We start from the raw sequence: 25,545 nt of genomic DNA on the forward strand, positions 1-25,545 counted from the left end.
CGCCGTCAAGATGACTGCGGATACCGTGCGCTACATCCGTTGGACCGAGGTCGTCTCGGACGGCGTGGTGGGCGTCAGGAGGAAGTAAGTAAAGGGGGGCAGAGATTTTCTCCGCCCCCTATCGCTCTTACGAAGCGCCCTGCCTTTGGGGCGTTCGATGCTTCTTGCCGCTGCGGCAATACTCTAAATCACCTCGTATACAGGACTACCGTCTAGTGGATACTTAGGATGACGTACTCAGGAGGTAATTGTGGGCGAAAGTAAACGCCACATCGATGTCGGAATCACTTCGGGGGGGGGTGCCTCTAAAGGCTTAGCCTTTTCCAGAAGGGCCCTTATCGCCGGGGGCGGGATCACGGCTGCGGCGGCAGTGACCGACGCGGTTGCCAGACCCTCCAGCCCCCTGGGGGTCGTGATGCGCTCGGTCTTCGACGCGATAGGCATATCGACCTATTCGATGAGTAGAGTCGAGGAGTTTGCGGCCGATAGCCCGAAGGTTAAGCCATCGGGGCTCGCCGTTCCCATGAGTGTCAACGGCATCTCATCGCACCCCACCGGCTGGTGGCACAGCGCCGGCAGGGCGACGCACACAAGCTGGACCCCAACCTATGATGACGTCTTCCACAGGGGGGACAAAGCACAGCTCTTTCTGAACAATGGGCATCCCTACACGATTCTACCGATGGACAACTCCGGATACCGCGCGAGCGTCACGTGGAATAGCATTGGAACCTATAACGGGAAGCCCGTGGGATGCACGCTCACGCTCTCGAATCCCGCCGTTGGCAACGGCTACAACAACAACGCGGGTTTCAACCAGAAGCTCGCCCAATTCTACCAGCAGCACTTCGGCACGAAGAGCTTCTTCTTGGTGAGCGACGCCTTCGCGGCGTGGGACAGTTGTCACTGGCTACTGGGGCTGAAGTCGATAAAGATGGTATATCAGTTCTTCTATTCCGACAGGCCCGGCGAGTATATCGACCTCGATTGGGCGTACCTCGGCGCTAGGAGCATACAGTGTGACGGCGGCGGATATGAGTGGATCAGCCCCGCCGAGAACAATCAGGACGCCTATTTCATCCCGCGGGGAGTGGACACCCAGCTCTTCTTCACCAACTTCGACGGCTACAGCTGCATCTCGTCTCGTGTAAACGAGGTGAGCGACCGGACTTGCGCCATCATCGCATACAAGGGACCCAGCATCTCGTGCGTCCGCGGCGACACGGTGTATGGCGACGGGTTCCAGTTCGACTTTCAGTCTATCGGCAACTTCTGCTCGTTAAGCCTGAAGAAGTCCTCAACCAACCCCGATGTCACAAAGATCGATCCGGAGTACTTCTCTCTCGCCGGAGCCGAGTACGCCATCTACTGCGACGAGGCCTGCACCCGCAAGTGCGGGACCTTCAAGACGGACGAGAACGGCGAGGCTACCCTCTCGGCGGTCAACGGGACGAACAAGCTGATTGCGAACATGGACTACTGGGTGAAGGAGACGGTCGCACCGCAAGGCTTCGGGATTGACAAGGATGTCCATAAGATTCGCCTCGACCGCGACACGACCATCGAGGTATCGGATGTCCCGAAGCATTCGACCGTCCACTTTATGCTGGTGGACACAATCGGCGATACGCAGGAGATGCATACGGTCTATATCAAGCTCAACAGCACCTTCTCGGTAAACGGGAACCAGGGCGATTTCTCGGACGCACGCGCGGCCATCGAGCAGGTCATGCGCGACGAGGGGCAGGACATGAGCCTGCTCGACAAATGTCTAGACGGGTGGTACGAAGGGGATAAGGACTGCTCGGACCCGAGCATCTTCAGCGGGCCGAAGTTCGTGAGCAAGAAGGTGAACGGAGATCTGTACCTGTGGACTTGGGTGACCATGGGCAAGTTCTACTTCTATAAGGACGGTACTGACAAGACCCATCTACTCTATAAGTCCCAGCGATATCTGACTGGCACTAATTTCGTATTTCCGGCAGAGCTTGCCAAAACTGAGCTTGAGCCCACTTGCAACCTCAACGATAAATTCGGCACCGACCCCTCGACAGGCTTCACCGGCTGGCACCTGGACATGAAGCTGGGTGACGAGGCTATATCAAGCTGCACGGCGGGCAGCGGCATTACCGCCTTGTACGGCCGCAACCGCTGCACCCTGCGCACGGAATATGCCCCCGGATCGGTCGAGCTGGACCCGAGCTGGGACATGAGGCTGCTGCCCGAGGATGGTGCCGAGGCGCACCCCGGCTTCATCCCCGTGTTCGAGGAGCCCAAGCACAAGGGCTACGACGCCAAGGGCAAGGAGTTCGAGCTTGCGGCGATCGGCGACTCCGGCGAGGGCCACACGGCCTATTACTGGGACGAGCTCGCCCGCATCACGGTCCCCGCGACCGCGTACCGAAACATCGGCGGCGGGCAGTGGCGCACCTACAAGTGCGAAGCGTGGCTCGACGCGGACGAGGCGAACGCGGCGGCTGAGGTTTCGGAGACTTCCGAGACGGGCGTCTCGGGACGCTCGCGCTCCCGCGGTCGTGCCGCTAGCGCCGTCAAGATGACTGCGGATACCGTGCGCTACATCCGTTGGACCGAGGTCGTCTCGGACGGCGTGGTGGGCGTCAGGAGGAAGTAAGTAAAGGGGGGCAGAGATTTTCTCCGCCCCCTATCGCTCTTACGAAGCGCCCTGCCTTTGGGGCGTTCGATGCTTCTTGCCGCTGCGGCAATACTCTAAATCACCTCGTATACAGGACTACCGTCTAGTGGATACTTAGGATGACGTACTCAGGAGGTAATTGTGGGCGAAAGTAAACGCCACATCGATGTCGGAATCACTTCGGGGGGGGGTGCCTCTAAAGGCTTAGCCTTTTCCAGAAGGGCCCTTATCGCCGGGGGCGGGATCACGGCTGCGGCGGCAGTGACCGACGCGGTTGCCAGACCCTCCAGCCCCCTGGGGGTCGTGATGCGCTCGGTCTTCGACGCGATAGGCATATCGACCTATTCGATGAGTAGATTCGAGGAGTTTGCGCCCGATAACCCGAAGGTTAAGCCATCGGGGCTCGCCGTTCCCATGAGTGTCAACGGCATCTCATCGCACCCCACCGGCTGGTGGCACAGCGCCGGCAGGGCGACGCACGCAAGCTGGACCCCAACCTATGATGACGTCTTCCACAGGGGGGACAAAGCACAGCTCTTTCTGAACAATGGGCATCCCTACACGATTCTACCGATGGACAACTCCGGATACCGCGCGAGCGTCACGTGGAATAGCATTGGAACCTATAACGGGAAGCCCGTGGGATGCACGCTCACGCTCTCGAATCCCGCCGTTGGCAACGGCTACAACAACAACGCGGGTTTCAACCAGAAGCTCGCCCAATTCTACCAGCAGCACTTCGGCACGAAGAGCTTCTTCTTGGTGAGCGACGCCTTCGCGGCGTGGGACAGTTGTCACTGGCTACTGGGGCTGAAGTCGATAAAGATGGTATATCAGTTCTTCTATTCCGACAGGCCCGGCGAGTATATCGACCTCGATTGGGCGTACCTCGGCGCTAGGAGCATACAGTGTGACGGCGGCGGATATGAGTGGATCAGCCCCGCCGAGAACAATCAGGACGCCTATTTCATCCCGCGGGGAGTGGACACCCAGCTCTTCTTCACCAACTTCGACGGCTACAGCTGCATCTCGTCTCGTGTAAACGAGGTGAGCGACCGGACTTGCGCCATCATCGCATACAAGGGACCCAGCATCTCGTGCGTCCGCGGCGACACGGTGTATGGCGACGGGTTCCAGTTCGACTTTCAGTCTATCGGCAACTTCTGCTCGTTAAGCCTGAAGAAGTCCTCAACCAACCCCGATGTCACAAAGATCGATCCGGAGTACTTCTCTCTCGCCGGAGCCGAGTACGCCATCTACTGCGACGAGGCCTGCACCCGCAAGTGCGGGACCTTCAAGACGGACGAGAACGGCGAGGCTACCCTCTCGGCGGTCAACGGGACGAACAAGCTGATTGCGAACATGGACTACTGGGTGAAGGAGACGGTCGCACCGCAAGGCTTCGGGATTGACAAGGATGTCCATAAGATTCGCCTCGACCGCGACACGACCATCGAGGTATCGGATGTCCCGAAGCATTCGACCGTCCACTTTATGCTGGTGGACACAATCGGCGATACGCAGGAGATGCATACGGTCTATATCAAGCTCAACAGCACCTTCTCGGTAAACGGGAACCAGGGCGATTTCTCGGACGCACGCGCGGCCATCGAGCAGGTCATGCGCGACGAGGGGCAGGACATGAGCCTGCTCGACAAATGTCTAGACGGGTGGTACGAAGGGGATAAGGACTGCTCGGACCCGAGCATCTTCAGCGGGCCGAAGTTCGTGAGCAAGAAGGTGAACGGAGATCTGTACCTGTGGACTTGGGTGACCATGGGCAAGTTCTACTTCTATAAGGACGGTACTGACAAGACCCATCTACTCTATAAGTCCCAGCGATATCTGACTGGCACTAATTTCGTATTTCCGGCAGAGCTTGCCAAAACTGAGCTTGAGCCCACTTGCAACCTCAACGATAAATTCGGCACCGACCCCTCGACAGGCTTCACCGGCTGGCACCTGGACATGAAGCTGGGTGACGAGGCTATATCAAGCTGCACGGCGGGCAGCGGCATTACCGCCTTGTACGGCCGCAACCGCTGCACCCTGCGCACGGAATATGCCCCCGGATCGGTCGAGCTGGACCCGAGCTGGGACATGAGGCTGCTGCCCGAGGATGGTGCCGAGGCGCACCCCGGCTTCATCCCCGTGTTCGAGGAGCCCAAGCACAAGGGCTACGACGCCAAGGGCAAGGAGTTCGAGCTTGCGGCGATCGGCGACTCCGGCGAGGGCCACACGGCCTATTACTGGGACGAGCTCGCCCGCATCACGGTCCCCGCGACCGCGTACCGAAACATCGGCGGCGGGCAGTGGCGCACCTACAAGTGCGAAGCGTGGCTCGACGCGGACGAGGCGAACGCTGCGACGGCATCCGAAATTGATGTCTCTGGGCGCTCGTGCTCGCGAGCACGAGCTGGCAGCGCAGTAAAGCTAGCCATGGATACGGTGCGTTACATCCGCTGGAGCGAGGTCGTCTCGGACGGCGTGGTGGGCGTCAGGAGGAAGTAAGTAAAGGGGCCAGAGATATTATCTCTGGCCCCTTATCGTTTTAATGGGTTGATTAGTGCCCTTAAGGGCGATTGCCGTCTTGCGGAATGCGTCCATCAGCACCATCGCCGACAATCGGATCGAGAGCGCCGAAATACCCGAGGATGTCTTCTTCGATGTCCTCCTCAACCACAAGCGTGGACTCATACTCACGGCGGATATCATCGTTTTTGAGGAGGGTCTGCTTGAGCTTGGGAGCCTCCTCGTTGACGACATCCCATACGATATCGTAATCGACATTAGCGTAGACATGCACAATGATGTTTCGCATTCCCCTAATTTGCTGCCATTCGATATCGGGAAAATACCGGCGGCACGTCTCGGGACTGATTTTGGAGACGAGTTCGCCTATTTGCGAAACCGAAATGAGAAAAGAGTCCCTAATGTAGGGGCTGTGTTGCCATAGGCTCTCATCGACATCGAAATAGTCGAGCTTCCCTGCAATATCATCGCATCTAAGCAGCATTTGATGGAATATCTCGATTTCTGGCTCTGTCATATATGAGTCTCCCTTCCGTTTTGAGGTTGTATACGAACCTGTCCGTGGCGCCCTTCAGCTTCACCGTGACATCGACATCCCTTCCGAGCGCCGAGGCAAGTGAGTCGAGCAAGGACAGGTAGTCTGAGGATGCGCAGGTCGAATCGAGGCCGAGGAAAAAATCAACGTCGGACGCATCTGTCTGCTCACCTCGCGAGAACGAGCCAAATAGAACCGCTTTGACCACGCATGGGTAGTCGGAAAACACTGCTCGGGCGCGGCTTGCGGCATCCGCAAGCGTATTCACGGGGATTGATGGGTTCTCGCAATCTTCAACAAGATATTTCAAGGTGGCACCTCCCTTGGTACTATCAGGGTATCAGTTCTATTCTACTTGTTCCCCAACCGTAGGCGGCGAATAGCAGATTTCCGTAGTAATCCTCGTATGCGTTAAACTGTTCCATAGAGAACCACACCATCTCGGTCTACGTCGCATGCGAACTCGTTTCCGGCTTTCAGACCGGCTCTGAACTCATCGACGTTCAGGACGAGAAAGTCCAAGTCGCGAGCGAGTCCCCATAGCTCCCCATCGGCTGCAAGCGAGTATTCCTTAAGCTCACATCCCTCAAGGGCGGAAAGACAGAGAATGTCGTAGTCGCTATATTCATCGGCTTCGCCGCGAGCCCGAGAGCCGTAGGCGATGATGACGATCGGCTCACCAGCGCGCAGGATTCCTTCGATGATGAAGTCGATATCTTCCTGCGAAATCTGAAGGGTGTTTCGCGCCTCTTCAAGTGTTCTCATACTCTATAGCTCCCTACTGTAGATGATGCGTCCTTCTCTATTCAGGTTCTCGATGAAACCGCTCTGGGCTCCGCAGAGAGTCGCCAGCATGTCTACGTCCCATCCAAGCCTCTCGGCCAAGTCGAGGCCGATGCCGACGACTTCGAAGGCCTTCTTGCTGTCGACCTGGAGAAGCAGGTCGACGTCGGAGGAGCCCGTCTGCTCGCCGCGTACGAAAGAGCCGAACATGGCAGCTTGCTTCACCGAAGGATGGGAGCCGAGTACTTGGCGGACGATTTCCTTGGCCTCGGCGTAGTCCTGAACAGGGGGCGCAGGATTATCGGAATCTTCAACGAGATATTTCAGGGCGGTACCTCATTAAACGGTGGACGTGACAGCATCCTTCGCTGAATCCTATGAAATCACGGCCTGACATAGGCGGCAAATTGGCGGAGCTCGTCATCGTCCATATCGTCGAAGTGCAGCAGCTCCGCCAACGCAGCCCTCTGTTCCATCAGGTACCTGCAGCTCGGAGACTTGGAAATTGTCTCTAAGATGGTCTCGGGAGCAAGAGACGGGAAATCCATGCCTCTGGGGGCAACAAGGGAGATAGGGCCATTCGCTTCAAAAATCTCGGGCGCATGAAGACGGATATCGAAGCCATCGATGGATAACTTGGAAACACCCGCATCCCCTAGACCCCGCAAGACGAGAAAGTCCAACCCGTACGGAACTGCATTACTGTCGATTCCAAGGGCGACGAGCGCGGCCTCGTGGATCGCGACCAAATCGCTTTTATCGATCATCAGTTTCTTGCAAAGGCTCGCCATTATCTCGTTCAGGTGTTCCTTGGTCATTTCGATTCGGGTGAACGACTTTTCGAAGGATTCCCGCTTTCGCTTGAGCTGCTTTCGAAGCCTGTCGATGTTGATGCTTTCAGGTCGCTTGATTTGGTTCCGCTCACAAGCCCATGGATAAAGGTACGTAGCAACATAATCTACACCCCTCCTTGATTCGGTCATCTTACTTGTTGACCCAACCCCAGACGGCTTCGTGGTGGATGGTCTCGGTCCATGCTTCCTGATCGGTTACGGTGACGGTGACCTCCTCATACTTGGGCAGGCATCCGTACTGGAGTCCGTTATCCCAACAATACTCAGAGCAAGCATCTTCGTTATCAAAGAGGGTGCCATCCGTTGCGCGGTATTGGACGCCAACCTTTTTCTTCTGGGTCTCGGTGTGGGTGACGGCGGGGTGGTAGATCTGCTCGTCCCAAGCGGGGGTTACGATTGCCCAGACCTTCTCGGACTCAGCGGGCTTGGAGGGTTTGGAGCTGCCGGATCCCGAGCCGCTGCCGGAGTTGCCGGAGTTGTCGGGCTTGGATGCGGGCCTGTCGGTCTTGTTCGAGCCGGAGGGCTTGGAATCGCCCTTGTTCGAGCTCGAGCCAGAGCCCGAGGACGGCTTCGAGTCATTCTTGTTGGAGCTGGAACTGGAGCCGGAGGGCTTGGATGCGGGCTTGGAATCGCCCTTGCCGGATGAGCCGTTTGCCGCGCCGGCCTGCTGGACGGTGGAGCTGCTGGGTTTGGATACGGGTGCGCTGACCGTGCTGGCGTTCGGGTTCTCGCGCTTGGCCTCGATGAGTTTCTTGGCGGCGGCACGCTCCTCCTCGGGGAGATTTTCGATTGCCGCGTCCACTGCCGCATCGTCGGTCATGTCGACCTTGGTGAGGCTCACCTTGACCGAGGCTCCCTTGCCCTCGACGACGAAATCAACCGCGTCCGGCACCAGCCAGGTGGTCTTGCCGTCCTTGGCGGTGGGGATAGAGGTGACGTTCAGGGCGTAGGCACCCTTCGGTAGGTCGACGGAAGCCTCCTTGCCCGGCTTGATATCCCCCTTAGCGGCGGACTCGCCGTCGGCATCGACGATCTCGTAGGAGAACTCGCCGTCCCCCTCGCTCCAGCCGTCGGCCGTAAGCGTCACGGATGCGGGATAGGTCTTGGAGTCCTTCTTGCCGACGATGGATGCGACGGGTGCGTTGTCGGGGATGTTCACGGCCTCGTGGTTCAGCGATAGGCCGATGCCGAGTGCCGCGACGATGGCGAGCGCTACGCCGCCTGCTACGAGCTTGCGCTTCAGGCCACTCGGACGCCTGGGTGTCTGGGAGTCATCGGCGGTAGCGTCCAGGTCGGGTGCCACGGCATCTTCCAGGTCTTTGGCAGGCGGAAGCTCGGTGGTGACATCTGCGGCGATGGGGTTATCGGGGGTATCCATGAGTTGGGTTTCCTCGTTATCGGCGTTGAGATTGTCGGAGCTGTCGGGGTTGATGTTCTCGGGATTCATGTCGGTGTTCATGGCAGTTTCCAATCTGGTCTAGATATCAAGTGATTATAGGCTTCTGCGGGGACAGGGCTTAGATGATGGCCATGTCGTGGCTGATCGGGCTGTACTGGTAATGGGGCAGGAAGTACTTGAGCGGCAGGCAGCGGCCGTAGGCCAAGCGGTACGACAGGGCCGCACGCTTGTAGTGACGGACGATGAATGCGTGGTCCTCATTCAGACGTTCGACGCGAGCCTTGATGACCTCGTCCTTCAGGAACAGCTCTTGCGGCATCTGGATCATCTCGTAGTGGTCGAGGGAGGCATATTTGTAAGGCTTTCCGGCAAGACGGGTCGCACCCGCCAAGGTCTCGACTGCGCTGATGTAGGCATGCTTCTCCGTGATGAACGCGAAGCCGTGTCCGTCAGGCGAGGAGACGGGACAGCATTTAATCGTCTTGGTCATGCGCTCCTTGCGCGACAAATCGGATTTCTTCATCCAGACGGTGGGCATGTGGAGGTCGTTGCCGTCTTCGCCGTAGAGTTTCACGAGAATCTCGCGGCGGTACATCACGCGGTTCACCATGATGCAGAAATCCTCGATCTTCTTGGGCATGTGGCGGCGCCCATGCCTGTAGGCGTACTTGATGGAGCTACGGTCGAAGCGCCACCAAGCATTCGGGTTTGTCTTCGCGTTCCATACATTGAATGCGCGGAAGTGCAGCATCCGCTTGCAGACCATGAAGTAGATATAGGCGAACAGAAGGATGCCGGCCACGTTATAGGGGTCGGAGAGGAAGAGGGTGATGGCTTGCATGGGGCACTCCTTGAAGTCAGCAGCCGCGCGGTCGCTCTGCGCTGGACGCCGCCTCGGTCGCTACCTCGGCGATGCTGTCCAGACTGGGCTGTGCGTGACGTTTCGTATACGGGGAATCATAACCCTGGGGATAGGCGGTGTCGAAGAGATCTGCGTAGGCATCGAGCGGATTCTCAACTTTCTGCCCGTTGTTGGCCATCCTGTCGATCTCGGAACGAAGGGTGTCCATGATGGCTTTCTCGCGGACGAGTTCCAAGGAGAGTGTCACGTAGCCCTCCTTCAGCCCCTTGCCGTACATGGCGAAGGTGATCCTGTAGAACCGATTCTGGAGCGCCTCACGCTCGTCATCGGTGGTCATGGAAAACTGGACATCCGAGGACTGCATCGGCAGCACGCTAAAGCGTAGGTAGTCCCCCGTGTTGTAGCCGCGTCCGTTCAGGCGCGTTATCGCCTTGAGGCGACCATCCATCAAAGGGGCCACGAACTGTTCGCGCATATTGACCGTATGCAGCCGGATTTTCGGCTTATTGAAATCTGACATTGTCAATCTCCTGTCCGATGCGTCTTGGGGAAACGCATCTATCTATCGATTACGACTCTTATGATAACAAAAGTATATCACCCCGTCAATATGGATAAGGATTATCGGCCGGCCGTTTGGCTTCTTTCGTCCCGTCCGGCTCGATTGCGCGTTCGGTAGATACCTTGATAAATAGATTTGCGATATTAGGGAGGCATCATGCCGAAATACGATAGCCAGAACACCACTCCGCTCGGCGGATTCGACTTTCTGAAGAAACTCGGATTGGGCCGCGTGAAGAGAATCGATCCGGTTGATTCCGATCTGCAGCCCGTGCAGAAGGGACAAGTCATCGGCACCGTCTCGAAAGACCGAAAGGATAAGATCGAGAAGACAGTCATCAATATCCCCTACTCGAGCGTCATCTCCTCCACGGCTGCGGTGCGTCGAGACGGGACGCCCGTGACGAGCCGATATGGGCAGGAGATGTCGCGAATCGTGATCCGCCTGCCGCGCAAGATGGAGCTGGATGGCTACAGCATGGACGGGCTTCGGGTCGAGATCATCAATCCCGACAAGTACCTCGAACGTGCGAAGAAGACGGGTATCCTCCAGGCCTCCTTCAACGACTCGCGACCCTTGAAGCTCAGCGGCTTCAAGGACGGTCGCGCCATCGAGCTGACCGTGGGACAGGATAAAATCGGGGAATTCGTCTCAAACCTCGAGAAATGCTGCGAAGAGCTCATCAACATCCCGAAGGGCAAGGATGCAAAGACATTTGATAGAGATGCCGCTGTGCCGGCGATCTCGGCGAGTCGGAAACCTGAAAAGCTGGCGGTCGCGACCGCATCGGGTGCGAACCGGGCCGATGAGAAGAAGACTGATCTGGGCAAGACACCCTTTAACGGGCAATATCTCGGAACCAGGAAGATCGATAAGGATGTCACGTTCGACAATCCGAAGGTCATCATCCCGTACGGCAACATCGTCGACAGCGAGACTATGACCGATAAGGACGGTAAGACGAAAACCAATCAATACGGTCAGGTGCTCAATTCGGTTACCTTCTCGGTGCCTAAGGGCGTCGCGGTCGATGGCTACGGTCTCGGCGGCTTTACCGCCAAGGTGGTCGTAGTAGACAAATATCTCGACCGCGCCGCGGATGAGGGTTCTCTCCAAATTATGCTCAATGGAAGGTATGACTTGAAGCTGTCCCGTGAAGATGGCGGTAAGAATACCTATGTGACCATCGGACGAGACAAGATCGGGGAGTTTGCCAAAGCGCTCCGTGAGAAGTCGAACACCGCGCACGAGGACAATGAGAATAATAAGAATAATGAGAAAAAGGAAGAATCTCTTGATGAGATGATGGGCGGCAAGAACGAAGAGGCCTCCCTCATGGCGGCAGGTGCCGCTACAAGGGAGGCTACAGATAGAGAAACTGCCGACAGGTAGTGCGTTTTATCTAACGGTTCAGGGATGGATAGACTTTTTCAAGTTTGGCGATGAGCCCCTTCACGGCTTCAATCGCAGCCGCCGGCGTTGCGTAGACCGACCAGATACCGGAGAGGAACACGGCTCGCTCGGTCGCGAGGTCGAAGGCGGCCTGCTCCTGCTCCGTCTCCATCTCGATGCCGTCGGGGCCTGAAATGGAGAACGCCACGGCAACCTCCTGATTGGCGGGACCCGTGCAAGTCGGCATGATGCGTACGACCAGCGTACGCATCGTCTCGCGGTCGAGCGATGCGCTGGCGAGATAGTCCTCGTCTGACAGGTTGGGACCCAGTACGCCGTCCAGTTCGTCCTCGATAAGCGTGACCGCCTTGTCCCTTTGCAGCTTCTGGTCAAGAATCCCATCGGCATACTTTTTGGCGGCATCCATCGAGTCGAACCGCTGGGCGAACAGCTCGCAGGCGGTGTCGCCCTCGAGGATTCCCAGTTCGAATGAGCCGTCTTCCGCCTGCTCGATGCGGGCGACCAGGGAGCAATCGTCGGCTGTGCGGTAGGGCACAATCCCGTCATCAATCCAATTGCCATCGTTCATGTCCGATTCCTTTCGCTTCAGCCCCAGCAGCCAGTCCGCTGAGACATCCAATTCCTTACAGATCTTGTACAGGACGACCGTTCCCGGCAGGCGCTTTCCCTTCACGTAGTGCGAGACGCTCGCCTGCGTCGCCTCAATCCTTCTGCCCAGCTCGCGCTGAGAGATGCCTTTGGCCGTCAAGGCGCGTTTCAAGCGCCTGTGCAGCCGGTTGGGTTCAATTTCGACCATTAGCTACTCCAAAGAACCTCCTGAGCCTCGCCCAGAAGCGCCGTCATGGCATCCTCCTCCGACTTGTACCCATCGACGAACTGTTTCATCGGACCGGCGTTCCAGTAGCCCGATTGCGTCGATGAGCGGATATACGGACGCCACACAACGGAACCATCTTCCCGATTTTCCCTCTCGATGAAACCGGTGGTTACCCGCTCGGCTTTACCCGTGAACTTGAAAACCATGTGCCCATAGATGGTTCTAGTCGGTTCAACTAGGACCACTCGGGAACAACGCGGCGTATTCTTTTGAATCATCATGTATCTCCTTTATATCTTTAAGGGCCGTTTGGCCTGCTCGAGGTAGGCAACGAGACTCCAAGGCTCTTTCATTGCCGCCGTTTGACAGCGCTCCTGACATTCCGCCCATTCCTCGTTATTCATGAGTGCGATACCGACCTGCTCGCCTCGTTTCGTGAGAAACATCAGGTAGCCATCGGTTACCACTTTGCGGGGAACCTCGCAGATGCGGGCTTTCCTCTTGTTGTTCGTCCCGTACATCAGCTGAGACGACAACACCGACCACTCCCCTGCCCCATGTCGGCGCATGCCCTTTGGTCCGTCATAGAGCCTATCCTCGGCGAGGAATACGACGCGGTCGCCTAACGCTACTCCGAAGCCCTCGCCATCCTTCCGCTCTTCCCAGCCCTCTCCTAGGCGCACGGTCAGCTTGTCTGCGAATAGCCAGAGGTGGGAATCCACGGGACACCATCTGTGCTGCTGTTCGTTGTAAACCTTTACGAACGACATCATGATCCGGTCGATGGGGGCATCCGGGTCATCGGTGGCGAAGCGGACATCGGTGGCGATGCCGCTCAAGATATGGGCCTTCACCTTAATCGCCCCGTCGGAAAAATAGCTCGTGCCGTTGTCTATCGCATCGCGCGTGCTTTCCGATTTAATCCGCAGGTTCTGAAGCGCGATGTTGCGCAGCGCCCACTGATACGCGAGAGCCTCGCGCGGTTTGAGAATCGGACGGTCGAGAAATGCAAAGCCCTCGTCGATGGTCTGTGATTGGGCATCCGATTCAAGGCAGCGCCCGACAATCTTGTTCGATGCGCACTTGGCCTTTTTCCTACTCATCGCTGGTCTCCTTTCTGGGTCCCACCTCGTAAAATTTCGTGCTCGTGGGGACGAAGAGCATGTCGATCTCGTCTGTGGGGCCGCTGCGGTTTTTCGCGACCGACAGGATGACCTGCCTTGAACCCGATTTCTCGTCTTGAATCTCGTCCGGGTCGCGCGACAGGAATAGAACCGTATCCGCGTCCTGCTCGATGGATCCCGACTCGCGAAGATCCGACAGGCGTGGCAGGCCTGGGTGGGATTCGGCCTGGCGGCTCAACTGTGCCAGCGTGACAACGGGAACGCCCAGTTCCTTAGCGAACACTTTCATGCGACGGCTTATCTCGCCGACCTCGACTGCACGGTTTTGGAATCTGGCACCATCGGATGCGGACGAGATGAGCTGGAGATAGTCGATTACAATCAGCCCGCGCTCGGCTCCTCGCATCATGCGGGCAGCGGTTGCACGGATATCCCCTATTGTCACACTCGCCTTGTCCTCAATCTCGATGCCGTTGCCGGGGATGTCGCAGCAGGCCGCCGCAATCGCGTCCCATGAAGCCTTGGGAATGGTTCCCATGCGGAAATGGGAAATCGAGACGCCTGATTCAGCGCAGATGATTCTCTGAGCAAGTTCCTTGCCTGACATCTCGAGCGAGAAAATGCCGACCTTCACGCCCTGGCGGGCGGCATTCAGCGCGAGGGTGAGGGCAAAAGAGGTCTTGCCGACGGCAGGCCTCGCGCCGACTACGATGAGCTGCCCTGCTCGCAGTCCTGCCAGCATCTCGTCCAGGGTTGCAAAGCCCGTGTTCACGACGGTGGAGTCCAAGGGGACGCTATCGAGGTCTCTGACCTCGTCCACAGCTGCGGTGAGAAACGATGAGATGTGCCGATAGGGGCGCATATCGCGGCGTTCGGCCACCCGTGCGATCGAGCCCTCGACCTTCGAGACGAATGCCTTCATATCGGTCGGGGTTCCGTAGGCCTCGGCCTCGATCTCGTTCATCGCCGTCACGAGCGCCCTGCGCCTCGAGACATCGATCAGCTCGTCGTAGGCGGTCTGCCAGGACAGCAGGGGCATGTCAGATTCGAACATTCGCTCGACGGCCTGCTCTCCGCCCGCGGTATCCAACTCACGGTTGGATCTCAGGTAGTCGAGCAGGGATACGTCGTCAATCGGGTAGTTCGCCTCGTGCATGGCGCGGATGGCGCGGAACAGCGCACGATGGTCAGATTTGACGAAATCATCCTCGAGCAGCATCGGGAGAACGTCCTCGCGAACGTCCTTCGAACGCATGCAGGCTGTCAGGACAATCGTCTCCTGCTGCGGGGCAATGATGGAGCTTGCCGTTTGGGCTTTAGTTTCTTCGGTTTCAGTCGGCATGACGCGCACCATTTTGGAAACGGGATGCACGCGAACCGTTTAGATTCTGGGGCATGTTGTTCATCTTCCTGCTCTACAAGGCGCTTGGGGTACGCCTTGGTCGATATTAAGTATAACAGAAAGATAACGCGCCGTTAATCCAAAAAAGGAATAACGGCGCACCGAAAGGAGGTCATGGCTATTGTAATACAAAAAAGGCGCTTTCGGTGAAAGCGCCTGGGGATTTTGATTTTGGAATTGCGATTTGAAAAAGGAGATCACCTCCCAGTTGGCGTTCAAAACCAACCGGGAGGATATACTCCGCGAGTGATTCATCCTACGGGACGAATCCTCTTACCCAAACAGAGTACCATTCATTGGGGTGCTAGATCCCCGTCCGTTCGGTGGTTCCCATAATAGGCGGGATTCCACATATGCGTAATGGGAATCTAGGATTCATAAAGTGGCGACAATTGGCGGAGCTTGAAGGATTTCGACGCTATTCCTCAAAACTGAAAAATATTCGGTTTTGAGGAATAGCGATGTTTGGGGGCGGCGCATGAGCGCCGGAGGAGGAGAAGGAAAAGGAGGATGAGAATAATAAGAATAAGAAGGAGGAGAACATGAGGGTGATGGATGGGAAAGGCTCTGCCCTGCCCTGCTGGGTACGTTCGGTAGCGTGGCTCTCAAGGCGGACAAAAGAAAGCCCGCGCGGGGTCTTTCACGCCAGCTTTGATGTCGCCGTCTCGGTAATAGCCGTGGGCGCTGTCGAGAATCTTCGAGCAGACCTAATCCGTCAGCCTGTCCTCGAGACCGTATCCGACCTCAAGCCTATCCTGGTGGGTGCTTTTCACGAACGTGTAGAGTACGCCGTTGTCCTTTTTGGAGTCACCCGCGCCGATGCGCTGAGCCTGCTCAATCGAATAGTCCTCGATAGTCTGACCTAACGGCAGGTTGTCGATAGTCACTACGTATAGCTGTGCACCATCTGCTTGGCTCTCCAACGTCTCGTTTAGTTGCGTCAGGGTATCGGCAACGGAGTAGTCAAGGACATCGGCTCCATCATAGACATAGGGTGAATCGGGCGTGAAAGACGGCTGGCTCGCAGACCTTGCCGCAATAGATGACCACGCCGCAGCGGCGAGGATAATCGCCACGAAAGCAATCAGAAATGCTTCCCAATGCCTGCGGAAAAAAGAGGACCTGCGATTCGGAAATTCATCGCCCTCCGAGTACGTCCAGACTTTGATCTCCACTTCCCTACCTCGCATCCTTCAGCAGAGTCAGGGTGTCGGTGGAATCAATGGTTTGCAGGTTCAATTTAGCTGCGTACCAAGGCGCCGATTCGGTCGAGACGATGTAATAGTCGAAATCGCCTAACGCGAGGTAGGACAGCTTTGCTTTCTTGGATTGCATGCCGTCCACGTAGTCACGGTATGGGGAGACGACTCCCGCCGTACCCTTATCGTCCCAGAGCTCAGGTCGCAGGTCGAAAGGAACTTTCAACCCTTTCCATTCCAGGTAGTTGTAGATGACGGGATCATCGGCATAAATAACGGGGTCGTAGATGCCGCTTTTGACAATCTCCCTCACAAGGGAACCTGCCGAGCGTTCGGAGGCCTGCCAGCAGGACTGTCCTCCATTCGCGACACAGACGCAGCAGTTCGCAACAAGCGGGCCGATTGCGGCAAGGAGGGCAATCAAGGCAGCAGTTTTTGCCGCGTGATGCGATTTAGATACGGAAGGGTCTTCGGTTCCCGTCAGCAGGCTCGCGAAGGCGAGGGCGGATGCAACCGAGAAGATCCAGACGTTTCGCCAATGGAGCATCGTCGCGACCAAGGCGGCGATGAGGATGGCCAGCAGCGGGACATCGATCCGCTTGCGCCCGATGGCGGCGGCAAGTGCTGTGGGAATGAAGCCGACCGCGAAGAAGACAACGCAGAAGCCGTTCGTCGCCTCGAAGGCGGGCTTCATCTCCGATATCACATTTGCGTAAGATGCAGCACCCATCGAGTCGATCACGTAGCGGACACCGTCGACGCCGTACGGGTTCACGAAGGCGGCGAGAAGCATCGCAGGCAGGGCGATGGTTAACGGGAAGATCTCGGCCAGCATCTCATCGGGGGTGGTGGTTTTGAAATCGGATAGGTCGCGGGGAAGAAGGAAGCAGCCGGCGAGGAAGACATCTAGGAGCCACATGGCCGACTGCATGTTCACATGCAGCACCGTGATCGCGGGCAGGGCGATGAGATAGCGCCAGTCACCGGTACGCTGCCAGCGGGTGCAGGCGCCGACGGTCAGCGCCATGCATGCCATCGACCATGCGGTAGGACGGACGGATATATAGATTCCCGTCCCGAAAAAGGCTAGGCCGATGCAGAACAGCAGGCGGGGCAAAGTCAGGCGTTTATCGCCGAATCCTTGGATTGCAAAGGCCAGCGCGAGGGCAACGATGGCGGCGAGGAGGACCTGATAGAGTATCGTGCCGGCATATCCTGCCAGGGTATACGAACCGTAGAGCAGCACATCATGGAGCCACTGCTGGACGACAATCGGCCTGTAGGACGCCAGTGACCAAGGGTTGGTGTACGGGATGCCGTTCTCGACGATTTGCTTTCCCGTTGCGAGCAGGAACCAGCCATCGGAGTCATACGATCCGTTTCCCTGCATGAGAAAGCCTGCAGTGGACATGACGCAGGCAAGCAGAATGAGGAACAGGCGGTCGCGCTTCCCGTCTTGCACGAAAGGCAGCAGGAAGACACGCAGAACGGGGATGCGGAACGGCAGGGCGAGCTGGGTGTCACGTTCAGTCGGCATTCTGCTCCTCCTCGAGTGGCATTCTGACAATCTGCACGCCCGAGCCGCGCCGACAGCGGATAGACGAGCCATCCTCGAAGCGGACTATCGGGGCGCGGCCGGTCGCGGTCGATTCGATTTCGATTGAGTTGACGTAGAGCTTCGCCCCATCGGGGAGGCGCAGCTTCATGTCTGGGACAATCACGATTCCATCGTCGGTCTGGGGCAGCTCAATCAACCCACGGTCAACGGCTTCCAGAAGCGTCGAGGCGGTCTTTGCGTTCGCCTTCGCCTCGGAGTCCTCGTAGTAGTACTGGCTGCGAAGCTCTCCGTAAGCCGCGAGAAAATCATCGACTGCTTCCTCGAGCTCCATCGTGTCAATCTGCCTGCGAAGCCGAGAGATTGCCTCGCTTACCTTGACCGCCGCCTTCATCGAGACCACCTCGACCAAGCGCTCATCTGGTTTTCCGTCTGGGTGTCGTTACACTTCCGCAAACCTGTCATCTCCTGTCAGAACGTGCGGAGAGACGGTCCGAGTCATACCGAGTCAGTCAAGCGTAATCAAATTGGAATAGATAGCCGTGCCTCGCACGGTCGGGCGGTATATTCGTCTCTCCTGTTTCATGGCGCTTGGGGTTACGCCAACACACACAAAATATCATGAATCCGACGGTCGTGGCAAATGTCAGACATCGAACAGAGAGTCCTCATCGTCATCGAATCCGTCATCGTCTTCGTCCACGGCGAAATGCTTTCCGAGGGATGGGTTGGCGGGAGAATCGGAAGGGTCGGGATTTTCCGGCTCGGGAGAATAGTTGGACTCTCCCCCATCATCCGATTCGATGAGTTCCGCGCCGACCGCCTCCACGCTGTTTATCGACTCCTCCAGCTGTATTTCCTTGTATGCATCGATTGGGTAGCCGATAAGGTCACAAAGCTCCTCTTCGGTCATCTGAGGGTGAGCCTTCTTCATATACTTGTAAACAGACACTGCTTGGCGATTCATTGAGCTAACGTTGCTGTCCGTATAGGAGAGAACTCGTTTAGCCTCGAACCTGGCGCCGTTGATAAGCCAATCACCAGAACCCTGCCGCCAAAGGACATCCACTGTTCCGTTTGCACGCTGTACGATGATGCGGGAAATCTGTTTGATGCCTTCGCGGGAGCAGAGGAGCACGGAGGTCCCCAAGCGCCTCGATGCAGAGGTGAGGCTGACGGGGTCCCCTTTCGAATCCGTGAGACCTGGAATATCGACGCGCTGGCCCTGGGGTGTTGCGTCATACCAATAGAAATCAAGTCTTAGGCCAACTTTGTCTACGAGGTCGAGCCGTAAGTCGAGCTCGGTCATGACGTTTCGGGCTGTCTTATCGCCCGCACTCATGGCATTGGTGGCGGTGAAGGCACTCGTGTCGAATTCCTTCATACGGCCGTTCTTGTACTCGATAGCAATTATCATGCCCACTCCTTAGTGATGTTTGGTTTTCTGAATCTCGGTCGCATCTTCCTGATGCTGAGAAATGCCGGTATTGGAAGAAGTGCCCGTCGGATTATTTGCAGCGAGACCGCCATGGCCCTTCTCATCGCGAATGTCCGCCATTGCCTCGAGAATCTCGTCCTCGGTCATCTTCTTGCGTCGGCCATCGCCTGCTGAGGAAGTCTTTGGGTATTCTATGCCAAGTGAGTTAGCCAACGAGGAAGGGTACTCAACGTTAGAAACATGGCTCATTTGCTTGCGCGGGGCGGAATCATTCTTCGCGATAGCCGATTTCAAGCGGTTCATGAGTTCCGTACCTTCTCGCGTACACGGCATAGCAGCCTTGGCGATCGCAAGTGCCGCGGAGCGCTCATCTTCGGTCATCCAGCGTTCGCGGCCCGGCAGGTTGTGTGCTCGTTGACGACGATCACCGTATTTCTCGGCCATCGTCTGCTCTATCGATTCCGCAGTATATTGCCTACCGAGCGTTAAGCCCTTGACCTTCCTGGAGATGGGGTCGCTCGGATGATGGTAGACGAGGTCACCGTCTCGGTTGTAGTTGATTTGAACACCAAGTTCGTTCAACTTTGTTGCGAAGTCAACAGGGTCCTTGGATATTCGCATCGCGACGTCCACACGATCGCGAATGTCGTCCTTCCATGTCCAGCCTTCACGAGTCTCAATCTGTCTCTCCGCCATGGTATCGGAGTCACCAAATCCGCGCGGAACGACCAAACGCATCATACGTCCGTCATCGGTTGTCATAGTGGTGTACGAAAGTCCGGCGATCTCGTTGGATTTGGTCGGGTCGGCTTTGCCGACCTTCAGACGCAGACTGGAAGATTCGCTACCCGTATATGTCTCGGGAATCATCTTCTCAACTGAATAGGTCTCTTCCATTTTCTCTTGCATGGCATCGCCGTAGTCCTTGATTTGAGCGCCTCTCGCTTCATTAGCGAGAACCCTGTCGAGTGCCGCCATTGCACGATCGAGTCTCTTACCGCGGGAGACTTGCAGACCCTTGGCATCCATCTCGGCCTGGGTGTAGGACTTGCCATCGGTAGCGAATGCGTGCCACCCGCGCTCGAGTGACATTGTCTGTAAGTCAGCTCGCATTGCTTGGACAACTTTGGTCGTGAGCAAACCGGAGATGCGGCGCTTGGTCTCGAGTTCGGTATTGTTGATGACTATGTGGGCGTGGAGGATGCCCTGCTTGCCTTGGACCCCGCGAGCTTTATTGTCATCGTGATAGGCAATCGCTACCTCGAAGCGACCGATTCCCTCCCCTTCCGGGCCGCGCGAATCGAACCATTTGGATGCCCACTCATTCACGAAATCGCGGAAGTCGTCGAGTTCTACGCCGTTATCCTTTTCGTCGAGCGAGATGATCATGTGCTCGTAAGTACGAACCTTGGTGTCCTTTTTGACCGGCACGTTGTTTCCGAAAATCTCGCGGGTTCGGTCCATCACTTTCGCCCAGTCGCGGCCTTTCCAGTCGCGATCGGTGAGGTTCAGGAAATCCTTGTCCAGGGCGCGGTCGTTCTTGAATAGATAGTAGCGAATCCATTTGACTGAGCTATGACCGGAGAGGGGCTTCATATAGGTCATGAGTTGCCCCCGTCCTCAAATTGGTCGAGTCGGAGTGTGGCGTGTTTTTTGCCGCGAACTCGTCGGCGGCGCTCGGGTTCGGTTTTATTGACAGGGGCCTCGGTTTGAACCAAGCCGATGGCAGTCAGGTTGACGGACGGTTTAGCGGACAGGGCCTCGACATCGGATGCGAGAGTCTTGAGGCGCTCATAGATCGCCTTGTTCTGCTTTGAGAGGCGCTCATAGAGCTCAACAATCTCCGTTCGCTCATCCTGCGAGAGGGCGCGATGGTTGCCGTACTTCTTGATGATGCGATTCAGGGCACGGACTGCCTGGTTGTAGTTGACGCCGATGGCGCGGACCTCGTTGGAGATTGATTCGAGCATGCTGTCGGTAATGGCTTGGATTGCCAAACTATTCGTTTGGCTGTCGGGCTGTATGAGGGCGAGGTCTGGGCCGAGCGGACGGGTGAGCGATTCGGAGCCCGGTGTGGCATGGCGGATGGATGTAAGGTCGAGCGTGACAGGGAGCGCGATGAGCGTGCGGAGGTAGTCGCTGCGACTCGCGTTGAGGGCATCAGCTCGGGAGTCGAGGGCGGTCAGGTCTGCGGTCGGGAGGCGGACCGTGATGCGGCGGGTGGCGGGTTGTGAGGCGTTTGGAGGCGGCAAAATGTCGGACAGGCAGGCCGTAGGCATTTCGTGTGACTGGCTGGGCTGCGCTTGGGTCGACATGGAGGTCGGCGTTTGGGGCTGCAAAATGTCAGACATTTGGGATGCGTCGGGGCTATTGCCTGACAAATTGGGTGTGGCGGTCTGGGATTCATTTTCATCTGTCGAAATGTCTGACATTTCGTATCTCCTTAACTACGGCCGATGGTGAGCTTCGCGAGCAGGCCGTCCGTCAAGCGGATCAAAATGTCTGACAGCCTGTCTGACATTTTGCTTGACGGGAGCGAGCGGAGCGACGCGATTACAGGCCGCTAGCGGCCCCAGCTGCGGCTTTGCCGCAGGTTCAATGTCTGACATTCCTAATGTCTGACGTTGAACGAAGCTGGCGTGCAAAATGGCCTTATGGGTAGTTTGGGGCACGTTTTTAGGTTGGCTCAGGTGTTGCCGCAGCGGCATCCACAATTGGCAAGGCCGTTTTGCACCTGCCGCCTGACCGCAGGGCAGGCGGCCGCGCCGCGGGGTGATCGGCCCCTGCTTGGGGCGAATTCTGCTATCCCGTGGCCCGTGGTCGGGACGTTGGGAAATGTCTGACAGGTTGCTATCACTTGCCCGGTAAATGTCTGACAATCCTACAGACGGGGAGCTTAAATGTCTGACAGGGCATAAGATTCGTGATATATGTCCGACAATGAAACAGATAGGGAATAGGTCTAGCAAAGAGGTTACGGGCGATGAAAGTAGGTGTGTTCTGAAGATGCGCTTGGAAGGCGAACGTAGTAATCTGCGATTCGGATCAGGTGGCGCACTCCCCTACTTGCTGAGTGGTTCAGTAGTCTGGGATCGAGTTCTGATGTGTGTGCGGCAATTAGTAAGTTATATACGGGTTCCGATTTGAACAAGGGCGGGAGTAGTCGACAACAAACTATTTGTAAGGTTGAATGGGTTCTAGCAATCAGATTTGAACGCTGATCTGGTTGTTGTTCGGTACCGAAATCGACATTTGCAAATGCTTTTGTATAAACTTGGAAAGTCGGTAAATGGGTTTCGTGCAACGCAAAACGATGGTGCGATCGCTTCGTGTTTGATGATTGCTGGCAAACAGAAAGCAAGTTCTTTCAATTTAGAAACGCAAATTGACTGCGTATTATTGAAGGGCGGATAGCTGAAATAGAAAAGGAAAGCGCTTCGCGTACCGATTGATGCACGCCGTAAATTAAAACTGGTTGTAGTTCTGAAACTGAAAACGTTATTCGATATAAAGGAAATCAAAAACTGCTGGAAGTTTTTATTGCACAGCAATATGGGGTATTCAAGTCGTTTGCGAAGCTATTTTCGCCTTTGGATAAAAAGAATAATAACAAATAGTGATACTGCGGAGTGCCATTCAAGGCACTCCGCTTGGTTTGCAAATTGCTTTAAATCACACGCAGGATAGTACCCGTAACCATAAATTACAAACTGAAATCAGCGTGCGTAAAGGACGGAAGTAATTGCTGAAGAAAATAAAAGAGCGGTAGAAACATATGGACATGGGTGAGCTGATAGGTTTCCGTTCTCGCCTTTGCGTGTCAGTCAGGCATTAGCTTCTGCCATATTTGATGGGATGCAATGGCAATCCTAACGAGCGGGTAGATAGATTCCGTTTGATTCCTAAAAAGCAAACGGGCAAAAATACGCAGAATACAATCCCAAATAGGCTGCGCAATTCAAATGCATCGGCATTTCGATGGAATTATAAGAATATGAATAATAACAAACAGCGATGCCGCGGAGTGCCATTCAAGGCACTCCGCATGCCTTTCAATTAGTCTCTAGTTGTTATTTGGTTGGTTTCTGGACTGCAATTTAGAACTGGAATTCGGTCTGCCCTATAAGAATCTCAACCCTGCTGAATACATGTTCGCGGTTGTTTTGAAGCAAAAGCAGTGCATCGGTAATTGAAAATCTTTAGGACGGTGAGTTGAAATCAAATAGCAAAGTACATCTAAATCATCGTCTAAAAGCCTGTGAAGATGCTCAACCTATTCATGCATGAAACAGGCGGCAAAAAAATGTCGCACCTCGGCCGCGAAATTAAAAACTATCGGTCGAATAAAGTCCTGCCAGGCTCTTGTGCAACGAGCGGATGAACATCAAATCAGCTATCAAGACTGCTTTTGAAGAAAGAAATTGGGTCAATCCAAAATGAATTGACCCAATAATATGAGGCTGGGAATATATAAGGAGGAGGGTACGGATAATCCTAAAGGAAGAACTGATCGTCCTTTTCTTCCTTTTCAGACTGTTCTTCAAGCTCGAAATCAACCTTCCAATCGCCGCGAACGACGCGGACGATAATCAAGCCAATCGTAAACGCTACGATAACGAATACGTAGATTGCCTCAAACATAAACAGCTTTTGGAATAGATAGACGGCTGCAAGCGCTTCTGCCTTTGCCGCCGAAGCCATCCATTCATGCTTGATAACCTCAAAGAAGATGATAGATGCAATCGAGAAGACAATCGATCCGATCGATACGCCACTGAGAAGTTTGCAAAGAATACTCGTGCGTATCGCGGCTGAAATATCTTCGACCAGCTTCTCAAGTTTTGCATGGATGCTATCAATGAACTGCTTTCGTTTATCAGCTCGCCGCTGTTTCTTCTCGGCTCGAACCTGTTTCTTTTTGAGGGCGTTTTCCTCTTTAATCTGCTTTGCTCCGAGTCGTTCGGCCTTTCTTTTCTCAATTGCCTCGGCTCGGAGCTTCTCCTCGTTGCGCTTGTGTTCAGCTTTGATTCGATCGATAATTTCGCAATATTCATCATGTGAGACGATCTTTAGGTCGCTTGTGCCTGGGTGTTGCAATCCAGGGCGACAATCTGCGCAGGCCTTACCGCAGGAAAAGAGTTTCGTTCGGGAACAGCCACACTCACAGCGCTTGCATGGAGAATAGAGTCCGTCGCAGTTACGGTTCTCGAGTTCGGTTTCGACTATCGCCTTTAAATCTAAATCAACCAGTTTCTTGCGCTTCATCTGTTGCTACTCCACCTTGCCGAGGTCGATGCAGTATGGGGCGATTCGATAGCCGTTGGGCGCCTCTTTTGTTCCGACCCTGTCTTTGTATTTGAAGAGGAGGACACGATGACCGACCAGATCGCGTTCCCAAATCTTCTTTACCGCGCTCTTATGGTTGGAATCAACGCGCTCGGAACGGATCTTCTCCTCCTTTTCTCCGTTGTCCGCTTGGAACTTGATCAGGTAACGCTTCGAAGATTCCTCGAACTCAATCGAGTTAATCGTTGCCGCGATTCGTACCGAACGGCCAATTATGGAGGGCAACGAGCGCTCGGCTGTGAGACGTTCCAGCTTTAGCATTTCCTGGGCAACGGCGAGTTCTAGGTTCTCGCCCTTCCTGCCGCTCAAGAGCAAGGCGAAATACGCCATACGAATGGTTGCCGGGTCGAATTGGGCATCGTTATCCATCTGTCCTCCTAATGTGGGAATTAGTTCTTACATCTTGGGACAGGGTTGATATATCCAGTGTGATTTGCCGCAGCGGCAATCCCATGAGCGAACCGAGGGCTATCGAGGGGCGATTCAGTAGTGCTTTCAGTACTGTTTTCGGTGCTGTTGGCAGTGATCGGGCATCGGCCGATCGCATTGTCGCGTCTAGGAAATAGCTAGAATGGCTATAATCGGGATAGACTATCGTATATCTGAAAGAGGTATCCAGTGCTTGAACGAATCGGTTCGTCCGACGCTATTCGCTATATGGTGCAGGATTGCGGTATGACACTGCAGGATGCATCGATTAAAACCGGCAAGCAGAAAGGCAGTTTGTCAACGCGACTGCACAACAATACGCGATTCACCATCGATGAGTTTGTCAAGATCTGCGATGCGTGCGGCTGGCAGCTCGTACTTAAACGCGGAAACAAACAGTTCGACCTGCGTGGGATTGACGAGAACAAACCGCGGACCGATGTGAAAAAGTAGCGCTCTGATCAGCTTTCGTCGCGTTTATTCCAGTAATTGCATCGGTTCGAATGGGCTGTCTCGAACTCATGGCCGTCCCTGCGGTGGCATATGTACTCAACTTTCGTATCTTCGGGACGGTGCAAATCGTCCCGAACGTTTCCGTTGCAAGTGCAACAGAGGCAGTCCGCGCATTTTCGTTTGGCATTT

The 25,545-nt window shown here is 55.6% G+C and carries 24 protein-coding genes; 4 read left to right on the plus strand and 20 right to left on the minus strand.

Translation table 11 applies throughout. The features are described from left to right. Positions 1 to 457 precede the first annotated feature (457 nt). Together I2E13_RS05785 and I2E13_RS05790 are read left to right on the plus strand one after the other, a co-directional pair. Positions 458 to 2,632 carry a prealbumin-like fold domain-containing protein gene (locus I2E13_RS05785; RefSeq protein WP_195404472.1) on the plus strand — a complete coding sequence of 725 codons (2,175 nt, stop codon included), beginning with the start codon at positions 458 to 460 and terminating at the stop codon, positions 2,630 to 2,632. Between the two features lie 369 nt (positions 2,633 to 3,001). Further along, positions 3,002 to 5,164, plus strand: a complete 2,163-nt coding sequence (locus I2E13_RS05790) for a prealbumin-like fold domain-containing protein (RefSeq protein ID WP_229057848.1) — start codon at positions 3,002 to 3,004, stop codon at positions 5,162 to 5,164. A 61-nt stretch (positions 5,165 to 5,225) separates the two neighbouring features. On the opposite strand, the gene I2E13_RS05795 is transcribed toward I2E13_RS05790, so the two are convergent. The 8 genes from I2E13_RS05795 to I2E13_RS05830 all read right to left on the minus strand — a co-directional run bounded on the left by I2E13_RS05795 (position 5,226) and on the right by I2E13_RS05830 (position 10,138). Next, on the minus strand, positions 5,226 to 5,702 hold the full coding sequence (locus I2E13_RS05795; RefSeq protein ID WP_117758893.1) for a HepT-like ribonuclease domain-containing protein: 477 nt from the start codon (positions 5,700 to 5,702) through the stop codon (positions 5,226 to 5,228). After that, on the minus strand, positions 5,659 to 6,030 hold the full coding sequence (locus I2E13_RS05800) for a nucleotidyltransferase family protein (protein ID WP_117758894.1): 372 nt from the start codon (positions 6,028 to 6,030) through the stop codon (positions 5,659 to 5,661). The genes I2E13_RS05795 and I2E13_RS05800 overlap by 44 nt, the downstream gene beginning before the upstream one ends. 101 nt (positions 6,031 to 6,131) lie before the next feature. Next, positions 6,132 to 6,485, minus strand: a complete 354-nt coding sequence (locus tag I2E13_RS05805) for a nucleotidyltransferase domain-containing protein (RefSeq protein ID WP_117758895.1) — start codon at positions 6,483 to 6,485, stop codon at positions 6,132 to 6,134. Positions 6,486 to 6,488: 3 nt separating this feature from the next. Further along, positions 6,489 to 6,830, minus strand: a complete 342-nt coding sequence (locus I2E13_RS05810) for a nucleotidyltransferase family protein (RefSeq protein WP_267472477.1) — start codon at positions 6,828 to 6,830, stop codon at positions 6,489 to 6,491. Positions 6,831 to 6,886: 56 nt separating this feature from the next. Continuing rightward, on the minus strand, positions 6,887 to 7,486 hold the full coding sequence (locus I2E13_RS05815; RefSeq protein WP_195404475.1) for a hypothetical protein: 600 nt from the start codon (positions 7,484 to 7,486) through the stop codon (positions 6,887 to 6,889). 1 nt (position 7,487) lies between these two features. After that, positions 7,488 to 8,816 carry a hypothetical protein gene (locus tag I2E13_RS05820; RefSeq protein ID WP_195404476.1) on the minus strand — a complete coding sequence of 443 codons (1,329 nt, stop codon included), beginning with the start codon at positions 8,814 to 8,816 and terminating at the stop codon, positions 7,488 to 7,490. Between the two features lie 58 nt (positions 8,817 to 8,874). After that, positions 8,875 to 9,597: a hypothetical protein gene (locus I2E13_RS05825; protein WP_195404477.1), complete on the minus strand. Its 723-nt coding sequence runs from the start codon at positions 9,595 to 9,597 to the stop codon at positions 8,875 to 8,877. 16 nt (positions 9,598 to 9,613) lie between these two features. Further along, positions 9,614 to 10,138 carry an ASCH domain-containing protein gene (locus tag I2E13_RS05830; RefSeq protein WP_117848493.1) on the minus strand — a complete coding sequence of 175 codons (525 nt, stop codon included), beginning with the start codon at positions 10,136 to 10,138 and terminating at the stop codon, positions 9,614 to 9,616. A gap of 198 nt (positions 10,139 to 10,336) precedes the next feature. Here I2E13_RS05830 and I2E13_RS05835 point away from each other — a divergent pair, with 198 nt between their 5' ends. Continuing rightward, positions 10,337 to 11,572: a hypothetical protein gene (locus I2E13_RS05835; protein ID WP_195404478.1), complete on the plus strand. Its 1,236-nt coding sequence runs from the start codon at positions 10,337 to 10,339 to the stop codon at positions 11,570 to 11,572. Between the two features lie 10 nt (positions 11,573 to 11,582). On the opposite strand, the gene I2E13_RS05840 is transcribed toward I2E13_RS05835, so the two are convergent. The 12 genes from I2E13_RS05840 to I2E13_RS05895 form a co-directional block, all read right to left on the minus strand. Next, positions 11,583 to 12,389, minus strand: a complete 807-nt coding sequence (locus tag I2E13_RS05840; RefSeq protein ID WP_195404479.1) for a helix-turn-helix domain-containing protein — start codon at positions 12,387 to 12,389, stop codon at positions 11,583 to 11,585. Continuing rightward, a complete protein-coding gene (locus tag I2E13_RS05845; protein WP_117848490.1) occupies positions 12,389 to 12,691 on the minus strand; it encodes a hypothetical protein in 303 nt (100 codons plus the stop codon). The genes I2E13_RS05840 and I2E13_RS05845 overlap by 1 nt, the downstream gene beginning before the upstream one ends. Positions 12,692 to 12,700: 9 nt before the next feature. Then, positions 12,701 to 13,513: a hypothetical protein gene (locus I2E13_RS05850; protein ID WP_117848489.1), complete on the minus strand. Its 813-nt coding sequence runs from the start codon at positions 13,511 to 13,513 to the stop codon at positions 12,701 to 12,703. After that, on the minus strand, positions 13,506 to 14,876 hold the full coding sequence (locus I2E13_RS05855) for a replicative DNA helicase (protein ID WP_195404480.1): 1,371 nt from the start codon (positions 14,874 to 14,876) through the stop codon (positions 13,506 to 13,508). Before I2E13_RS05855 ends, I2E13_RS05850 begins: the two co-directional genes overlap by 8 nt. A 767-nt stretch (positions 14,877 to 15,643) precedes the next feature. Beyond that, complete coding sequence (locus tag I2E13_RS05860; protein WP_195404481.1) at positions 15,644 to 16,111, minus strand: TPM domain-containing protein; 468 nt, start codon at positions 16,109 to 16,111, stop codon at positions 15,644 to 15,646. Between the two features lie 4 nt (positions 16,112 to 16,115). Then, positions 16,116 to 17,672 carry a hypothetical protein gene (locus tag I2E13_RS05865; protein WP_195404482.1) on the minus strand — a complete coding sequence of 519 codons (1,557 nt, stop codon included), beginning with the start codon at positions 17,670 to 17,672 and terminating at the stop codon, positions 16,116 to 16,118. Then, positions 17,662 to 18,084: a hypothetical protein gene (locus I2E13_RS05870; RefSeq protein ID WP_195404483.1), complete on the minus strand. Its 423-nt coding sequence runs from the start codon at positions 18,082 to 18,084 to the stop codon at positions 17,662 to 17,664. Before I2E13_RS05870 ends, I2E13_RS05865 begins: the two co-directional genes overlap by 11 nt. Before the next feature lie 252 nt (positions 18,085 to 18,336). Continuing rightward, positions 18,337 to 19,107 carry a hypothetical protein gene (locus I2E13_RS05875; RefSeq protein ID WP_195404484.1) on the minus strand — a complete coding sequence of 257 codons (771 nt, stop codon included), beginning with the start codon at positions 19,105 to 19,107 and terminating at the stop codon, positions 18,337 to 18,339. Positions 19,108 to 19,116: 9 nt separating this feature from the next. Then, positions 19,117 to 20,733, minus strand: a complete 1,617-nt coding sequence (locus I2E13_RS05880; RefSeq protein WP_195404485.1) for a relaxase/mobilization nuclease domain-containing protein — start codon at positions 20,731 to 20,733, stop codon at positions 19,117 to 19,119. Further along, positions 20,730 to 21,560 (minus strand): hypothetical protein, encoded by an 831-nt coding sequence (locus tag I2E13_RS05885; RefSeq protein ID WP_117848483.1) that lies wholly within the window; start codon positions 21,558 to 21,560, stop codon positions 20,730 to 20,732. Before I2E13_RS05885 ends, I2E13_RS05880 begins: the two co-directional genes overlap by 4 nt. Positions 21,561 to 23,622: 2,062 nt before the next feature. Continuing rightward, a complete protein-coding gene (locus I2E13_RS05890) occupies positions 23,623 to 24,393 on the minus strand; it encodes a hypothetical protein (protein ID WP_195404486.1) in 771 nt (256 codons plus the stop codon). A 6-nt stretch (positions 24,394 to 24,399) separates the two neighbouring features. Continuing rightward, the gene (locus I2E13_RS05895) at positions 24,400 to 24,843 is read right to left on the minus strand and encodes a hypothetical protein (RefSeq protein WP_195404487.1); all 444 of its coding nucleotides are present in this window, start codon (positions 24,841 to 24,843) and stop codon (positions 24,400 to 24,402) included. Between the two features lie 249 nt (positions 24,844 to 25,092). Between I2E13_RS05895 and I2E13_RS05900 the strand changes: the two genes are divergently transcribed. Continuing rightward, positions 25,093 to 25,356, plus strand: a complete 264-nt coding sequence (locus I2E13_RS05900; protein WP_195404488.1) for a hypothetical protein — start codon at positions 25,093 to 25,095, stop codon at positions 25,354 to 25,356. The last annotated feature ends 189 nt before the right edge of the window (positions 25,357 to 25,545 follow it).

The sequence above is a fragment of the Collinsella aerofaciens genome (genome assembly GCF_015554145.1).
Taxonomy (GTDB): Bacteria; Actinomycetota; Coriobacteriia; order Coriobacteriales; family Coriobacteriaceae; genus Collinsella; species Collinsella aerofaciens_AA.

What these genes read in the sequence shown, in the direction of transcription:
- I2E13_RS05785 (WP_195404472.1), top strand. Translation starts at nt 458, where the DNA reads ATGAGTAGAGTCGAGGAGTTTGCGGCCGATAGCCCGAAGGTTAAGCCA.
- I2E13_RS05790 (WP_229057848.1), top strand. Translation starts at nt 3,002, where the DNA reads ATGAGTAGATTCGAGGAGTTTGCGCCCGATAACCCGAAGGTTAAGCCA.
- I2E13_RS05795 (WP_117758893.1), bottom strand. Translation starts at nt 5,702, where the DNA reads ATGACAGAGCCAGAAATCGAGATATTCCATCAAATGCTGCTTAGATGC.
- I2E13_RS05805 (WP_117758895.1), bottom strand. Translation starts at nt 6,485, where the DNA reads ATGAGAACACTTGAAGAGGCGCGAAACACCCTTCAGATTTCGCAGGAA.
- I2E13_RS05815 (WP_195404475.1), bottom strand. Translation starts at nt 7,486, where the DNA reads ATGACCGAATCAAGGAGGGGTGTAGATTATGTTGCTACGTACCTTTAT.
- I2E13_RS05820 (WP_195404476.1), bottom strand. Translation starts at nt 8,816, where the DNA reads ATGAACACCGACATGAATCCCGAGAACATCAACCCCGACAGCTCCGAC.
- I2E13_RS05825 (WP_195404477.1), bottom strand. Translation starts at nt 9,597, where the DNA reads ATGCAAGCCATCACCCTCTTCCTCTCCGACCCCTATAACGTGGCCGGC.
- I2E13_RS05830 (WP_117848493.1), bottom strand. Translation starts at nt 10,138, where the DNA reads ATGTCAGATTTCAATAAGCCGAAAATCCGGCTGCATACGGTCAATATG.
- I2E13_RS05835 (WP_195404478.1), top strand. Translation starts at nt 10,337, where the DNA reads ATGCCGAAATACGATAGCCAGAACACCACTCCGCTCGGCGGATTCGAC.
- I2E13_RS05840 (WP_195404479.1), bottom strand. Translation starts at nt 12,389, where the DNA reads ATGGTCGAAATTGAACCCAACCGGCTGCACAGGCGCTTGAAACGCGCC.
- I2E13_RS05845 (WP_117848490.1), bottom strand. Translation starts at nt 12,691, where the DNA reads ATGATGATTCAAAAGAATACGCCGCGTTGTTCCCGAGTGGTCCTAGTT.
- I2E13_RS05850 (WP_117848489.1), bottom strand. Translation starts at nt 13,513, where the DNA reads ATGAGTAGGAAAAAGGCCAAGTGCGCATCGAACAAGATTGTCGGGCGC.
- I2E13_RS05855 (WP_195404480.1), bottom strand. Translation starts at nt 14,876, where the DNA reads ATGCCGACTGAAACCGAAGAAACTAAAGCCCAAACGGCAAGCTCCATC.
- I2E13_RS05865 (WP_195404482.1), bottom strand. Translation starts at nt 17,672, where the DNA reads ATGCCGACTGAACGTGACACCCAGCTCGCCCTGCCGTTCCGCATCCCC.
- I2E13_RS05870 (WP_195404483.1), bottom strand. Translation starts at nt 18,084, where the DNA reads ATGAAGGCGGCGGTCAAGGTAAGCGAGGCAATCTCTCGGCTTCGCAGG.
- I2E13_RS05875 (WP_195404484.1), bottom strand. Translation starts at nt 19,107, where the DNA reads ATGATAATTGCTATCGAGTACAAGAACGGCCGTATGAAGGAATTCGAC.
- I2E13_RS05880 (WP_195404485.1), bottom strand. Translation starts at nt 20,733, where the DNA reads ATGACCTATATGAAGCCCCTCTCCGGTCATAGCTCAGTCAAATGGATT.
- I2E13_RS05885 (WP_117848483.1), bottom strand. Translation starts at nt 21,560, where the DNA reads ATGTCAGACATTTCGACAGATGAAAATGAATCCCAGACCGCCACACCC.
- I2E13_RS05890 (WP_195404486.1), bottom strand. Translation starts at nt 24,393, where the DNA reads ATGAAGCGCAAGAAACTGGTTGATTTAGATTTAAAGGCGATAGTCGAA.
- I2E13_RS05895 (WP_195404487.1), bottom strand. Translation starts at nt 24,843, where the DNA reads ATGGATAACGATGCCCAATTCGACCCGGCAACCATTCGTATGGCGTAT.